Annotated in this window: 14 protein-coding genes, 3 pseudogenes and 1 CRISPR repeat array; of the genes and pseudogenes, 5 read left to right on the plus strand and 12 right to left on the minus strand. The window is 68.4% G+C overall.

All coding sequences use genetic code 11. The features are described 5' to 3' along the window. Positions 1-69: 69 nt before the first annotated feature. From cas2e to ACWDYF_RS19950, 3 genes are all read right to left on the minus strand, one after another. Positions 70-390, minus strand: coding sequence for a type I-E CRISPR-associated endoribonuclease Cas2e (gene cas2e / locus ACWDYF_RS19940; RefSeq protein ID WP_355483052.1), 321 nt, complete (start codon positions 388-390; stop codon positions 70-72). Between the two features lie 48 nt (positions 391-438). Continuing rightward, complete coding sequence (gene cas1e, locus ACWDYF_RS19945) at positions 439-1,395, minus strand: type I-E CRISPR-associated endonuclease Cas1e (RefSeq protein ID WP_389469608.1); 957 nt, start codon at positions 1,393-1,395, stop codon at positions 439-441. Between the two features lie 194 nt (positions 1,396-1,589). Next, entirely contained in the window at positions 1,590-2,021 is a 432-nt protein-coding gene (locus ACWDYF_RS19950) for a type I-E CRISPR-associated protein Cas6/Cse3/CasE (protein ID WP_389469606.1), read from the minus strand. A 981-nt stretch (positions 2,022-3,002) separates the two neighbouring features. Here ACWDYF_RS19950 and ACWDYF_RS19955 point away from each other — a divergent pair. Beyond that, positions 3,003-3,191, plus strand: a complete 189-nt coding sequence (locus ACWDYF_RS19955; protein WP_389469603.1) for a hypothetical protein — start codon at positions 3,003-3,005, stop codon at positions 3,189-3,191. 55 nt (positions 3,192-3,246) lie between these two features. Here ACWDYF_RS19955 and ACWDYF_RS19960 read toward each other — a convergent pair whose 3' ends face one another. From ACWDYF_RS19960 to ACWDYF_RS19970, 3 genes are read right to left on the minus strand one after another with little or no spacing between them, the layout of a single operon-like run. Continuing rightward, a complete protein-coding gene (locus ACWDYF_RS19960; RefSeq protein ID WP_389469843.1) occupies positions 3,247-4,098 on the minus strand; it encodes a helix-turn-helix domain-containing protein in 852 nt (283 codons plus the stop codon). A gap of 20 nt (positions 4,099-4,118) precedes the next feature. Further along, positions 4,119-4,649, minus strand: coding sequence for a DUF6879 family protein (locus tag ACWDYF_RS19965; protein ID WP_389469601.1), 531 nt, complete (start codon positions 4,647-4,649; stop codon positions 4,119-4,121). Next, on the minus strand, positions 4,621-4,881 hold the full coding sequence (locus ACWDYF_RS19970; RefSeq protein ID WP_382846990.1) for a hypothetical protein: 261 nt from the start codon (positions 4,879-4,881) through the stop codon (positions 4,621-4,623). Before ACWDYF_RS19970 ends, ACWDYF_RS19965 begins: the two co-directional genes overlap by 29 nt. Positions 4,882-5,092: 211 nt before the next feature. Between ACWDYF_RS19970 and ACWDYF_RS19975 the strand changes: the two genes are divergently transcribed. The 3 genes and pseudogenes from ACWDYF_RS19975 to ACWDYF_RS19985 all read left to right on the plus strand — a co-directional run. Then, complete coding sequence (locus ACWDYF_RS19975; protein WP_389469598.1) at positions 5,093-5,446, plus strand: hypothetical protein; 354 nt, start codon at positions 5,093-5,095, stop codon at positions 5,444-5,446. 110 nt (positions 5,447-5,556) lie between these two features. Beyond that, entirely contained in the window at positions 5,557-6,039 is a 483-nt protein-coding gene (locus ACWDYF_RS19980; RefSeq protein ID WP_389469840.1) for a glycine-rich domain-containing protein, read from the plus strand. A 479-nt stretch (positions 6,040-6,518) separates the two neighbouring features. Further along, positions 6,519-7,274: a CRISPR direct-repeat array (repeat unit 24 nt; unit sequence CGGACCACCTCCGCTCGCGCGGAG). 253 nt (positions 7,275-7,527) lie between these two features. After that, a pseudogene (locus ACWDYF_RS19985) lies at positions 7,528-7,720 on the plus strand (SulP family inorganic anion transporter); the annotation flags it as partial. Here the strand turns inward: ACWDYF_RS19985 and ACWDYF_RS19990 are convergent. Then, positions 7,708-8,082 (minus strand): annotated as a pseudogene (locus tag ACWDYF_RS19990) (Uma2 family endonuclease); the annotation flags it as partial. The pseudogenes ACWDYF_RS19985 and ACWDYF_RS19990 sit on opposite strands and share 13 nt — an antisense overlap. 185 nt (positions 8,083-8,267) lie before the next feature. Here ACWDYF_RS19990 and ACWDYF_RS19995 point away from each other — a divergent pair. Further along, positions 8,268-8,413, plus strand: a pseudogene (locus ACWDYF_RS19995) (DUF255 domain-containing protein); the annotation flags it as partial. Positions 8,414-8,536: 123 nt separating this feature from the next. On the opposite strand, the gene ACWDYF_RS20000 reads toward ACWDYF_RS19995, so the two are convergent. From ACWDYF_RS20000 to ACWDYF_RS20020, 5 genes are read right to left on the minus strand one after another with little or no spacing between them, the layout of a single operon-like run. After that, a complete protein-coding gene (locus tag ACWDYF_RS20000) occupies positions 8,537-9,286 on the minus strand; it encodes a type I-E CRISPR-associated protein Cas6/Cse3/CasE (protein WP_389469594.1) in 750 nt (249 codons plus the stop codon). Next, positions 9,283-10,182, minus strand: coding sequence for a type I-E CRISPR-associated protein Cas5/CasD (gene cas5e, locus ACWDYF_RS20005; RefSeq protein ID WP_389469590.1), 900 nt, complete (start codon positions 10,180-10,182; stop codon positions 9,283-9,285). Before cas5e ends, ACWDYF_RS20000 begins: the two co-directional genes overlap by 4 nt. Continuing rightward, the gene (locus ACWDYF_RS20010; protein WP_451584286.1) at positions 10,179-11,531 is read right to left on the minus strand and encodes a type I-E CRISPR-associated protein Cas7/Cse4/CasC; all 1,353 of its coding nucleotides are present in this window, start codon (positions 11,529-11,531) and stop codon (positions 10,179-10,181) included. Before ACWDYF_RS20010 ends, cas5e begins: the two co-directional genes overlap by 4 nt. A 43-nt stretch (positions 11,532-11,574) precedes the next feature. Further along, entirely contained in the window at positions 11,575-12,129 is a 555-nt protein-coding gene (casB, locus tag ACWDYF_RS20015) for a type I-E CRISPR-associated protein Cse2/CasB (RefSeq protein WP_389469583.1), read from the minus strand. Continuing rightward, positions 12,122-13,753: a type I-E CRISPR-associated protein Cse1/CasA gene (locus ACWDYF_RS20020; protein ID WP_389469580.1), complete on the minus strand. Its 1,632-nt coding sequence runs from the start codon at positions 13,751-13,753 to the stop codon at positions 12,122-12,124. Before ACWDYF_RS20020 ends, casB begins: the two co-directional genes overlap by 8 nt. Between the last annotated feature and the right edge of the window lie 581 nt (positions 13,754-14,334).

The raw sequence follows: 14,334 nt of genomic DNA on the forward strand, positions 1-14,334 counted from the left end.
GTTACAACACCGTCAGCAACAGGAGTGCCGCGCGGCGCACGACGCGGTGGACGGCCGTCGGCGTCGGATTCAGAAGGGATTCGCCACCGCCTCGTCTCCGTCATCGTCAGGGCGGAAGGCGACGAGGGTGAGGCCGTCGAAGTCCTGGGGGATCCGGCGGCGTTCACCTGCGGTGTGGAGGGTGAACCCTTGTTCGGTCGGTGAAGGGTGAAGGAGGACGGCGGCACCGGTGCCGATGGATGCCGTGACGACGGACCAGAGTTCCTCGCGGACACGGGCGGAGAGGGTTCCGACGTAGAGGCCGGGAGTCGGTTCGATCATCCAGCGTGTGAGTGCTCCGCGGACGTGATCGGGAACGGCAGTGGTGGCGAGGACGGTCATGATCGGCAAGATCTCTCCCTGGTGAACGGAGGGGATTCGTTGATGGAAGGAGTCCGGTCAGAGCGGATCGGGGTCCTGTTCACCGGGAGGAAACGCCGGGTCGGAGAGGTCCGGCAGGGGATCGTCGTCCTCGGTCGGCGACCCGCCGACGTCACGTGCGTAGTTGACGCCGGCCGCGACCGAACCGGCACGTGGGTCCCAGAGGTTGACCATGCGGACGCTGTGCCCGTCGGGAAGCGGCTCGGCCTCGTCCGGGGCGAGGAGGCTCTGGACGTCGGCAACGATGCGGGGCAGGAGCCTGTACAGGCGCAGCTGTTCACGGAAGCTTCGGCGGGCGGCGGCCTCGGGGTCGTGACGGTCGTGCAGCGAGAAGGCGAGAGGGACGGTCAGCTCGGCCTTGTACAGGTCGGCGATGTCGTAGACGAAGGCGAGTTGCGTTCCTTGGTGGACGTAGCCGAGGGCGGGGGAGCAGCCGAGGGCGGTGAGAGCGGCGTGCACGATGCCGTAGAGACAGGTATTGGCGGAGGAGAGCGCCAGGTTCACGGGGTCCTGGGCGTCCCAGGAGTCCGGGTCGTAGCTGCGGCGGAAGCGGCCGATGCGATGCTGCTGGGCGAGGAGTCTGTAGAGGGCCTTCATCCGCTGCCCCTCCAGTCCGCGGAGTTGCTGGAGCGTGGTGGCCGCGGGGACCGGGACCTTGAAGCGCATGGTGTACATGCGACGGGCGACATCGAGCCGCAGGACGGGGTCACTCCAGCGCTGAACCTGCTGTTCCAGCCAGCGGGTGGTGAGAGCGGGCGGCACCGTGGAGGAATAGCAGCGCACGCCGCCGGACCCGACGCACACGACGGTGGTGCCGTGGCGGGCGAACGTGGCCATGGCCGGCTGGGTGATGGAGGTGCCGGGCCCGAGCAGGACGCAGGAGAGCGCGGAGGTGGGGATGTGGACGCGCGTGGTCTCGTTGTCGGCGGTGGTGGTCTCGGCGCAGACGCCGGTGTCGTCCTGGACGATGCGCACGACGTCGGCGTAGAGGAACGAGAGGGAATCACCCCCCCCGCGGCAGCATGGCGAGCGTCGGTGCGGCGATCCGGCGGCGGGCGGACTGCTTGTCGTGCGGGGAAGGCATGGCGCGGCTACTCCTGTGAGCGACGGCGACCGGCCGCGTACGGCCCGGGTGCTGCCGTGGTGTGTGTAGGTTCCCGCAAGCCGGTTCAGCCGTCGAGGCGTGCCGGGGCGAGGCTGAGCAGCCCGCAGCCGTAGGACTTTCCCCGGCCGATCCCGGCCAGCAGGGCGACGCGGAGCTTGACGGGGTCGCGGACCACGGCCACACCTTCGTAGAGGGTGGCCGCGTAGGGAACCCGGATGTCCTTGTCCTGCCTGGGTGAGGTCCCCGCTCCCCTTCCGCCCCGCCGAGAGGCCGGGGCGTGGTAAGCGGTCATGGGGTGGCTGGTGCTCGGCAGGAGGCTGCGCAAGACCAGGCCGGAGGCCGACGCGCGATCGGCCCGCCATCGGGCGGCGTCCTCGCCGCTCAGCGGGATGGCCTGTTTCCAGGAGCCGGCTGTGCTGGTGCGACCGCATCGACGGACGGCGTTGCCGAGAAAGCGGTAGCGGACGGGCAGTCCAGGACGCAGTGCGGTGAGCATGGGGGCTGTCGCCGAGGCTCCGGATCATGCGGCGATGGCAGGTATGAGCCGACTGGCAAGCTCCCGGTCGCCCTCTCTCTTCCAGCACGCCTCCAATCCAGTGGACCGGTGACCAGGGGAGAGAGAAGGCGAGGAGATGGAAGAGGGCAGGCAGGGAGCGGCTGACGGCTTCACCGCAGTGGGATACCGTTCGGCGGGCGTCGGGCTTGGCTCTCATGCGTGTCGTACGGCTGTGCGGGCCGGATCGGCTGGTCGCAGTAGGCGCAGATCACTGGCCGCACGAGCTGCACGGCTCGTTGGCGCCCACGTACAGCTTGTTGCCGTTCTCGTCAGTCTCCCAGATGGTGGCTCGGGACTCGCCGCATCCGGGGGTCGGGCATGAAATGTTCTCTCGGACCTGTGGCATCGCTACTCGCATTCGTCTTGAGCGTCCCGCAGCGTGGGCACTGCGTCCTGACCAGGGAGCGAAGACGCCCCTGCTGGTCGTATGAGTACTCATCACGTACAGATCCGGCGCACCCGCCGGTGCCGCAGGACGTCGCCCCGGTCAGGGACACGTACGGGCCGGAGGTGATGGTGCTGGCCCTGCACTCCAGGCACGGTGACGGGTGGATGCCGTCGTCGTTGACGATGTACGTGACGACTTCTGGCTTGTGGCAGTTGGGGCAGATAGCGGCCATGGACGTGCAAGACCTCCTGGGTAGCACCATTTGGGTGACAACGCGTCCAACGACCTTTACCTGCGCCGGTCACTGCCGTTCCCGGGGTGGCTGGGCAAGCCAGGGAGGTGACGCCCGCCCCGATCCACACCCGCCCCCAGTCGTGCAGCGGCGTCACCGTCAGCAGCAGGACGAGACGGTGGCTGTCGCCGGTCGGGGTGATGATCTGCCCGGCGCCGCAGCGCGCAGCGACGACACCGGACCACCTCCGCTCGCGCGGAGAGCACTCCAGAACCGGGCTACCAACCGGCGTAGCGACTTCATGGCGATCACCGAGCGCCTCGACCGGGAGGTGAAGGAGGAACGCACCCAGCGGAAGCGGAAGCGGAAGCCGTTGACGCGCGCCTACCTGGGTCTGCGCCGGTGGGCGCGCCGCGTGGGCCCGGACACTCCGGCCGGGCCGGCGCCCGAGCCACCGGTCGAACTGGACCTGGCGCCCTGGCAGTCGTGACCCGCGGCCCTGCTCTCCTTCGGGAGGGCGGGGCCGCTTCGTCGTTCCTGGAAAGTCAGTGCAGGGCTTCGATGGCCTTCACGATCAGGCCCCGCGCCGCTGCTCCGTACACGGCCAGGCCGCGCAGTTCCTCGAACGCCTTGGCGTACAGGGCGATCTCCGAGGGCTGAGTGATCTGGACTCGGGCGGCGAGCAGCTCGACGGAGACGAGCGTGTCGTCGTACATGTGGAACAGTTCCTGGGGCCACACGGGGCGTGGAGGAGTTGAGCTCGGGATGATGCCCAGCGATACCTGCGGCAGGGCGCCTGCGGTGAGCAGGTACCCGAGCTGAGCGGCCATCGCGTCCTGGTTGCCGAGTTGGTAGTGCAGCACCGGTTCTTCGATGACCATGGAGAACCGGCGGCCGGGTTCGTGGATGATCCGTGACCTTTCCAGGCGGGCGGCGACTGCGTCGGCGACGTCGTCAGGGATGCCGCGGAAGCGGGTGATCGTGGACATGAGCCCGCGCGCGTAGCCCTCGGTCTGGAGCAATCCAGGAACCATGGTGGGCGAGTAGATCCGGAACAGCTTGGTCGCCTTGAACAACGGGACGTAGCTGTTCTGCAACTGCTTCAGCCCGGTACGGGACTTCCGCCGCCACTCGGTGTACATCGACTCGGCCGTGCGGGATTGAGCGATGATGTCGTCGGCCTGTTCTCCGGCGTCGCACGCTTCGCACCAGCGGCGGATGTCGTCGGCCGAGGGCGGGGTGCGGGCGCCCTCGATCCGGTATGTCTTGGGGTGGGACCAGCCGCAGCGAGAGGCCAGCTCAGCCCCTGTGATTCCGGCGTCAGCGCGAAGCTCCTTCAGGCGCTGCGCGACGGCTTCGCGGGCGGCCTGCGCCGACGAGTACGGGGACGGGGACATGGGCATGAGCCGGCCTGGCCTTACTGGCTGATCGTGTACTGGTGGTGCGGGATGGCGCGCGTCCACACCTCTTCGAAGGCGTCGGCGCACAACTTCACGGCGGCCGGGTCCTCACTGATCTCCCCTCCTGCCGAGGTGCCCTCGCCAGTGAAGTGGTTCCAGCGGATGAGGCGGCCGTCGATCAGCCAGAAGTCGTTGCCCGGCAACGGGATGCCGGAGGCGTGGCGGCGGGGAAGCCAGCGCACCTGCTCGCCCGCAGCGATGTTGGTGAAGGTGCCGTCGTACAGGAAGCGGGTGTACTCACTGACCGGCTCGGACACGATCCGGGCCCGGCGCACGACGACGCCCCGGCCCACGGTCTCCTGGATGAGGTCGAGCCACGGCCGCCACCAGGAGGCGCGGTCCGCCGGGTCGTGGCGGAATCCGGCTCGCCAGTCGGCGAACGGGCCCTTCTCGTAGTCGACGGCGTAGGAGTCGCGCATCTCCAGATGGACGGCGGTCCGTGTGGCCGAGCCGAGGAGATCAGCCCACGTCGGCACGTTCGACGGCATCGCACGCCTCCCTGATCATCGGCACCATCCGGGCAGGAATACGGATCACTGCCTCGTGGTCCGGGATCCCCACCGCGTGGCCCGGCACTTCGAACGCCGCGCACTGGGCACGAAGCTGCGGGCTCGGCTTCCACCCTTGAAGAACGAGTTCTTTCGCGTCCTGATCGACCCACACGGTCGGGCTCTCGCCGTCCCCCGTGTTCGGATCGATCCCGATGAACCGTAGGTGCACTGCCGCCTCCACTGCTCTCGGTGTTCAGAGATGTACATCACCATCGTCCCGAGCCAGTAGCTGGTCAATCCCCTTGACAAGACGCGTGTACATGCATGCACATCGCTGGTCGTGACGAGGGGCGCACTCCTAGCTTCGAGTGGCACGACAAAGCCCCGGCGAGGCGGCGAGCCTCCCGAGGCGCGGCCGACTGCGAAGGAGTCGACGTGACGTGCAGCAAGGTACCGCTCTCCCGCCCCCCCCCAGAACAGCCGTCAGCATCCTGCCGCTCCCGCCGCTCACCGAGCTGTCCAACTACCGGACCCGTGGCATCACCTGCGTGTGGTGCGGCATCGGGCTGTCCGCGCGGAAGGCCGTCGACCTCGGCCCGCGCGAGCTCCGCGGCGGCGGGGTCACGCGCTGGTTCCCCCGCGGCTGCCGTCCCTGCGCGAGAGAGAAGGCATACCTCGCGCTCTTCCCTCACGCCTCGCTCTGCAACACCGGCTGCCGCGTCGCCCCGGATATCTGCCCGACGGGCCGCGACCTCTACTGCCTGTCCCGAGCTGGCCGCTGGCAGCAGCTCTGAAGACTCCCGCCCGGCCGGTGAATCCCGCGAAGAACCTCGGCACGGGCGGGGCGCCATCCCCATCCGCATCAAGCGCGAAGGAGATCACTGTGACGATACCTCCCGGGCCGATGGACCCGCCCGAGACCGTACCGGCGCTGCCCCGCATGCTCATCACCGACACCCAGTTCGCCAGCTGCCGCGGCACCGTCATGGACGCCAACCCGGACATGTCCGAGGAGATGGCCGGCCGCATCGTCGACGAGGCCCTGAAGTTCGTGGCGGCCTGCGCGAAGAACCCCGGCACAGGCCTGGCCCCGTCTCGGATCGTGGACGATGGCTGGCATGCCCTGATCCTTCACACCGCGATGTACGCCGAGCTGTGCGACGCACTCGGCGGCCAGTTGGTCCACCACTACCCGGGATACGACCCGACGAACTACGACCCCCCGATCCTCGACCGCACCCGCGAGAAGATCACGGAGTCCGGGTGGGAACCGGACCCGGAGCTGTGGGGACCGCCGTCCAACGAGACCCTCGTCTCGGTGGCAGCGAAGTGCCAGCATGCTCCCGAGTGCACCATCCGGCCGATGCCCAAGCCCGAGCGGCCCTAGCCTGAACCGGACTCAGGAGGTGGCCATGTCGTCCGAGTGGATTGACCCACGGTACGCGGACCTGGTCGCGGCGTGGAAGCGCGCGCAGCAACCGGACTCCCGCAACCCGCAAGAGCCGAAGCCCGTGCGGGGCTTCGTGATTCCCCACCGGCCGTGACCGGCAAGTGAGACCGCGGCCCGCCCCTGCCACCCAGGTCGGGAGCGGGCCGCTTACCCTGCCAGCTCGTGCAGAGGGACCCCGATGGCCCGCGCGATGCGCAACAAGGTCCGCAGAACCGGGTTCGCCCGGCCGGCCTCGAGGCGAGCTTGCGCCGGCCCCACTTCGGTTCGATGTGCGTGGTCCACAGGGACAGCTTGCGGTGTCGGGTGGTCGGGCGGGCCGGTTGGTGCCCGGGCCACCACTCCGTCCACCAGGCGGCGAGGGTGATCTCGCCCTGCTTCGGATCGAGGTAGATACCAGACCGGACGGACTCACGGACCGGAGCACCTCTGCTCGCGTGGAGAGCACCCACGCATGACCCGCACCCAGACGGCACGCATCGGACCACCTCCGCTCGCGTGGAGAGCACTCGAAGACCGACGGCCGCCAGACCCTCGTGGGCGGGCCACCTCCGCTCGCGCGGAGAGCACCGCATCAGGGCGTTGAACTGACCCCGCGCGGTCGGACCACCTCCGCTCGCGCGGAGAGCACGTTCTGCACCCGCAGGGCATCGAAGTGATCAGCGGACCACCTCCGCTCGCGCGGAGAGCACATGTCCGACGCCGGGCAGTCATGGCAGCGCACCGGACCACCTCCGCTCGCGCGGAGAACACTCCAGCGCCGTGTTCGGCGGCGCCTACCAGTACGGACCACCTCCGCTCGCGCGGAGAGCACACCCTGGTGGGCCAGCCGGGCGACACCATCCACGGACCACCTCCGCTCGCGCGGAGAGCACTAGCTGAGGACGCCGGCGTTGTCTTTCGCGGCCGGACCACCTCCGCTCGCGCGGAGAGCACACGATCACCTGGCGCTGTCGGCGACTCAACGGCGGACCACCTCCGCTCGCGCGGAGGGCACGCCAGCCACCGACAGGACCACGGCCTCCGCCCCGGACCACCTCCGCTCGCGCGGAGAGCACGCCGATCCCCTGGGTGTAGGCGGGCGGGAGTGCGGACCACCTCCGCTCGCGCGGAGAGCACGCGTGAGTGTCGGCTTCGAGCAGAGCGAGACGCGGACCACCTCCGCTCGCGCGGAGAGCACCCTTCCTGACCTGCAGTGTCAGAGGGGCTTTGCTGTTACTTTACCGAGGGTGGTGCTCCGTGGCAGGTGGATGGCAGGCATGGCATGCACTGTAGACGGCGCTCGCTTTCAGCGCATAGGAGTGGCTGGTCAGCTCGTCCCGTCAGTGCACGTTGACCGATCGTTCCGCGTGGGCGAGTGCCGAACAGGGTGCTTGACCCGTTGCGGGAGCGCAGCGACACGGCGGCAGCACCGACATCGGCTTCTTCAAGGGCCGCGAGTCCATCGGCCGGGGCATCGCCAATATCGTCACCGGGTTCGTCGTCGGCATGGGCGGTTGCGCCGCTATCGGCCAGACGATGATCAATGTGAAGGTGTCCGACGCCCGTACCGGCTCTCACGTTCCTCGCGGGCTCGTTCCTTGTGGTGCTGTGCAGCGTCTTCGGACCGGTGGTCTCCGAGACCGGCGACACGACCTCGGCCACCAGCAACTCGTGCTCGGGCAAGTGAGCGTGAGATCGATGGTCTCTGCTCGGTACACAATCACGTCGGGGCGCCGGGTGGTGAGAGGAGCGTCCCGCAGGCGGACGTCGAAGTCGGTGTCAATGTCGGTGTCGGTGTTCCAGTCCGGGCCTGCGGCGGTGCCCAGGGCGTTGGCCAGGGTCCGGGCCGGCCGGTTGTGGCGCTCGGACGCGGTCGGACGCACGACGGCCGCCCCGTCCACGACCTCGACGCCGGCACCCGGCACGCTGCTCCTCGCTCCTCGGAGCAGAGTCGTACCGCCTCGCGGTGCTCCGCGTGTGCACCCGCACGGGTGAGACCATCTCGGCGGTCGTGGCGCACCTCCTACGAGGATGCTCGGGTCCTCTGCCGCTCGCCTCAGCGTCCTGCGTCTTGCGGCCGGGACACCGGCGCTGTACGAGAGCGGAAGCCCGCCGGTCGCAAGGGCCGCAACGAAGGGATCGCGGGCTGAGCCGTCGCGGCCGGGCGGAGTGAGAGGCTGGAGTGCATGAACCGGCTGGCTGTGTGACCTCGCCCTGTCTGCTTCAGCACGCTGACAATCCGGTCGACTGGTGGCCCTGGGAACCGGAGGCGTTCGAGGAGGCGCGGCGGCGGGGTGTGCCCGTGCTGCTGTCGGTCGGATACTCGGTGTGTGACTAGTGCCAGTAGGCACAAGCAATCCGGTAGTGCTGATTCGGGGATCTCTGAAGCAATGCCATCCAGGGCGCAAAATGTTGCCAGATGATGGGAAGTTCTTCTTTGTCAGTTTTGGGCGGTTCAGCGTACGAGAATCAGCCCGCAGCTGTACGCGCGTGCGCGGCCGATGCCTTGAGCGAGGGCCGCGACGAATGTTGTGGGGTCGGTGACCGTGAGGATGCCCTTGATCTCCGCACGAGCGATGCGCAGGCCCTTATGGGGTGCTGGACTCGAGACGTTCGGGAGCATGCGTACGGCGATCCGATCGGCATCGGCGTCTGCTCCGATGCGAGTGACGCCGTCCGGGGCGATCGCGGGTTCGCCGGGCGGTTGGAGGCGGCGTGTGAACCATCCCTTCACGTGTTCGGGGCGTGTGTGGGGGATGCGAGTGCCCCGAGTCTTCGGCGGAGAGCCCGGCGGAGGCGGAAGGCTGCGGACGGGATTGACGACCGTGCGAAAGGTGACCCTGTCGCCGAAGCGGAAGGTGCGATCGATGCTGAGGGGCTCCGGCTTCTCGGCCAGGGCCGTACGGGGAATGCCGCTCCAGTCGGCGGGGAGTGACGACTGGACCACCAAGTTGAGCCGCGCCTGCCGGAGGTCGACGGTCCAGGTCGACAGGATGGCCATCTGGGCTCGAGGGTCCGGGCTGCCGTCGTCCACCCAGCCGGGGAAGCCGCTCATGACGGTTCGGTGCATGTCCTGTGCGTCGATGAGCGATTTACCGACGAAAGGATGCCGGGCGTCCAGGGTCAGCAGAGTCTGCGCGGCGACGAATCTGGCGGCCCGGCCCGCGCCCGACGACGCGTTCGCCCCAGTGGTGTTCGTGTTCACAGGATGATGTCCCATCCACGGGCGTGTGCGGCGATGGTGATGCGGTGGCGGGTCTCCCAGCGGAGGCTGTGAGTCCCTCCGTCCGCTCCGAATTGCACGGGCTGGTCGGACAGGGGGCCGACGCCGGGGAGCGGCCGTCTGCTCTCGATCCAGGCCCACGGGCGTATGCGCTGCATGGTTGCCGACGGCTCGGCTTCGGGAACGACGGCATCGGGAAGCAGGGAGTGCGTCTCGAAGGTTTCCTTGAGCGAGCCCGGAGCGATGCCGACGGCGAGGTCACCCGAGGGCGGACAGGCTTTGCGGCCGAGCCAGAGCAGTCTCTTCGGGTGCTCCAAGGCATGGGCCACCCGCTCCAGGAGAGCCCTGTCCTGGTGCTCCAGACCGACGAGGAAAGCGGCGTCGGCGAGATACCAGCGCTCTGTGATCAGGCTGTGGCGGCGAACCTCTCCGGAGACGAGCACCCCTGACGCCGGGTCGGTGACGACGTACTTCGGTGAGCCGTACCAGGCATGCAGCTCGGCGCGTCCGAATGGACCGGGCTCCAGGGCGTCGTCCTGCGGTGGTGTCGGCGATGAGTCCGTGGTCGCCCTGCCAGCTCGCTGGTGATCGGTGATCAGGTCCCGTGGACGCAGCGGATACCTTCCGCCGCCGACCGTGTGGTAGTCGCGAAGCGATGTGCCGGGCCGGTCGGCCCGCACTCCGAACCGCACCTCGGCGAGTTCCCCGAGAGGTTGTTCCCGGGAGAGGCCGAGGGCTGCGGCGCACAGGCCGATCACGCCCGACTTCGTCGGACGGCTGTGTGTGTCGCGACGGGCGAATCTGCCGGCGATGCCCCAGGACTGCAGGGGGCCGGCCAACCGGATGAGAAGGACGTGCGAGTCGTTCCTGCCGCTCACGGAGTGAGCTCCTCGGTCCGCTCCACCACGGACAGCGAATCGGGCAGTTCCAGCTCGCCCAGGAGCAGATCGATCTCAGGGTCGTACGTGAGCAACCGTGTAGTGCGCAGATCGCCGCGACGACGGCTGACGAAGATGTGGTGGCGCAGCAGCCTGCGTACGGCTGCGGGACCCGCCGGTCCTTCGCCACCGCCGGACAAGGGCCCCTCGTCCACCGGTTTCTGGAAGGCGGACGCGTAGTTGTAGGGACGTTCCCCTTCGAAGGCGAGGACGAGAGCCGGCAGTGATCCGGTGGAAGCGGTGGAGTTCTTCTTCGCTTCTGGAAATGCCTCCACGAAGGAGTTCACGAACTCCTTCTCGGCCTCTGACGCCACCTGTTCGGCCTCGGCCTCGTCCATTCCGGCTGCCCTCAGATTGACGCGAAGCTGCGTACGATCGAGAACTGCGTGTCGGTAAAAGGTACCGGAGATCAGAGACTGGTATCCGGTCATGCCGGCGCCCGCGTCGTCCGCGGCATCGAGGAAATCAAGAGCATTGCGTTTGCGATCGATCTTCGCGTCATCGGCGGCCGCGTAGAAGTCCTCGATCTGTTCTGCTTCGTGCACGGTGAAGGCATGCCCCGTCTGGACGGCGCCGTCGACATTGGGCGAGTCGGGAATCTCGGCGAGGAACCGACCGTAGAGAGCGATGTCCACGGCGTCCCGAGGCGCGAGGGCCAGCAGGACGGCGTCACGGGTGGCCTTGGGCAGCGGAGGCAGGGTGATGGCCCTGGTGGTTTCCGCGGGAGCCTCCTCCGCGTCCGGTGCTGTCGCATCCTTGCCCCTCGCCCCGCGGCGCGTCTTCTTCGCCGCGTCGGCGCGACTCTGAGCTTCGAGGTAGGCGTCGCGCCACTCCTCGACCTCCGCCGCCCGATCGGCGATATGGTGTGCGATCCTCGCCCCGGCATCGGACGGCGCGAAGACGAGCACCTTGGTCAGGTTGGCCACGGTCTTCTTCTTCGGATCGCCGAACTTGAGACCGCTGGCTTCCATCACCGCACGGGCCGTGACCAGAGCCCTGTCCCGGTCCCAGCCGTGGGCGGACTCGAGTTCGCGTCCGGCGAGAAGGGCCCACTCCCGGGTACGGACGCCCATGCTTCGCCCCTTGAGCTCCCCCAAACCGGCGTTGGCCCGGTTCCGGGCGTGGACCCGCTCGGCGCGCCTGCGGGCCTGACTCGTGATCATGTGGCGTTCCGCGCCGCCGAAGACCAGGGACTTGGGCTGCCCGTTCTCGTCGCGTACCGGAAGAACGGCAGCCAGGGTCTCGATGAGATGCAAGGAGAGGAATTGGCTCCGAGGCGATTCAGTCACGAGGTGGTGTCCTTTCGAGTCGTCGGTGGAGGAGTCGCCCGCGTCACGGGTTCGTCCCGTGCTTCCCGGCTGCGCTCGGAGGGGTGTGGAAGTGGACCGACCATTCGTAGGCGATGCGCGCCTTGCGGTCGTTCCACCGGATGAGGTCTTCGGTCAGGGTGGTCCAGGACGGTGGGGGCTGTTCACAGGAACGGAGCCGAGTGATCGCGTGCTGGAGGTGCCGCCAGGGAACACGTCGGCTCGCGACGACACGGTCCAGAAGCCGTTGAGCGCCGGGATTGTCCGGTCCGCGCCCGGTCCCGTCCCCGATCCTGCGGGCGGCGGCGCCGAGACTGCCGTGGCCGTATGAGGGTGCGGGGCGCCCCTGGTGGTAGATCGCGAACAGGAAGGCCACCCGCTCGAAGAGGTCGCGGTGGTCGTCGCCTCCGTACCAGCCCGCGCGGATGTGCGCGTTGGTACGGACCCGGGACCGGCGGAGTTCGGCGAGCGTCCCGTACTCGCGGTTGCGGACGAGGGTGGTGAGCCAAGTGGTGAGTGCCGCGCTGTCGTGAGCGAGACGGGGTGCATCTGTACCGGCCGACGAATCCTGCTCAGTCAAGTGCTGTCTCCCCTCGGAGTTCGGCCGGGGCCCGGTCGCCGGACACGGCCTCCTCGAAAAGTCGCACGGCCCGGGTCCGTGCTCGGTTGTAGCGGTCGCCGGGCGGCAGGGTGTCGAGGAGCTGGAGCAACCGGGTGCGCGCCGTGGTCGTCAGATTCATCGCGTAGGCGACCAAGGGAGCGGACACCGGGTCGTCGTCCTCGAGCCCCCGGTCGATCACCTCGTCCAGCAGCTTGAGGAAGGGGTCCTCGGCTGCGGGCCAGAAGTCGTACCGGGCATCGAGACGTGCCACCTGACCGGCCTCGTCCGCGGCACTCATGGCTGGGAACGCGATCTCCGCGGCCACGATCGCGGCGTTCTTTAGGGTCCGCGCCAGGTATTCGGCGATGTCCGAGCCGCGGCGGGACGCGCGGTAGAGGTGCGCGGCCATGCCCGGGGCATACGGGTAGGAGCCGTGGGTCCAGATGACAGGGAGTGCCTTGTTGGTCAGCAGGCCGACAGCCCAGAGGTGGTAAGGGGCGCCCCGCAGCGTTTCCGGGTCCTGTTCCTCCGGTTCTGGTCGCCGGTACGGAAGAAGGGACCGCAGCCGCGCGTACATCCCTCCCCGGCCTTCGTTGACGGCACCGTACAGAGCGTGGGCCTGTTGCCAGAGGGCTCGGCTGGGTGAGGGCCACAAGGGCTTGGACACACCGTTCGTCGTCGTGCTGTAGACGGCGTCCTGAAGATGACGCGCCGGGTCGAGATCCAGTACCTCACCGGCTCCGATCAGAACCCGGTCGACCATGAGCTGCCCGTGTGGACCGCGTGCTGGACGCAGCAGTACGGAACGCCCCAGGGCGCTGTGCAGGTCCGCGGAGCTCCGCGGCGCGCGGGGTCTCCGCTTCTCCTCGAACCTGCGCTGCTCGACGACGGACGTGGTCCAGGAGGTGTTGAGCGGCCTCCCCGGCCCGTCGGGCGGATAGAGGTTCAGGCGCAGCGTCTCGCCGAGTGTTCCCCCCAGGGTGACGATCCGGATCCGGCCCGTCAGGCGGCCCGCCGCGAGATTGGTGACCCTGGCGCCGAGCTCGCCCCCGGACATGCGCGCCCGTCCATAAGGGCCGTAGACGTGTTGTGTGAGGGTGGCGCGGAACGCGTCCGCTGCCGGGAGAGGGTTGTCGCGTTCGAGATGATGGTGGTCGAAGTGCTGGTTGTAGTCGCCGGAGTGCTCGATGATCAGCTGAGCGGTTCCGGTGCCACTCTTGCGGAGATCCTTCGACAGGTCGGAATTCTGCGCCAGGGGACGGGTGGGATGGAACAGGTCCCAGGAGTCCGCCGGTTGGTTCAACAGCCACTCGGCGGCCGGCGTGAGGGATCTTTGGCCAAGGATCCAGGCGTTCCAGTCCTCGTCGGAGGAAGGGCAGGTGCCGGAGGCGAAGCAGATGGCCAACAAGTATTCGAGGACGGCGACGGTCTCGCCCGGCGAGGCGCAGTCGAGGGCGGCCAGGTCGTCGGCCCGGTTGAAGACCTCGCTCAGGGAGTGGTGCGCGGTCGCACCGTCGAGGTCGACGGCGGGGATACACGGCTGCAAGCGAGGGTCCCAGCCGACGCGCTGCCCGGCGGGAATCGGTGGTCGTACCTCGGGCAAGTCCGTGCCACCTCCTTCTGTCCAATGACCGCAAACCCAACAGGTGGTGGTTCAGACCAGGGCGGTGCCCCCCGTATCGAGCCGTCCTCCGGGCGGTCCGTGGAGACCGGAGGTACGGGATGTCCCCGCACACGCGGGGGAAAGCCCATTCCAGAGCTCTGCAGGCTCCCGACGGGCCATCCCCGCAGTGAGCGGGAAGCGCTTCGTCGGCCGCATCGGCCTTTATCGCGTCGAGAACTGCCCTTTACCAGAGTTGGTCGATCACCTTGACCGCTACCGCGCTGACCACTCCGGCCTCCGGGATGAGGAACAGCTCCCCCTTGCGGTGCCCCAGCCACTCACGTGCTGTCTTTACCCATGTCGCTCCTTTCGTGTCGGGGCCTGCGTTCTGCGGGCGCAGAGTTGCAGGCGACGCCACGGCTTGAGCAGGCGGCAACGCACAAAATTCTCTCCGGCAGCTCCCGCCCCTGACAGCTGGTTTCAGGTCATTGATGGAGAGAGAACAAGTGTGCAGCAAAGTGCACTTCAAGCTCCCGAGTTCCCACTTTTTGCCAAGTACTTGTCCTGCCTGGTCAGGACCC

The organism is Streptomyces sp. NPDC003284 (genome assembly GCF_053589675.1).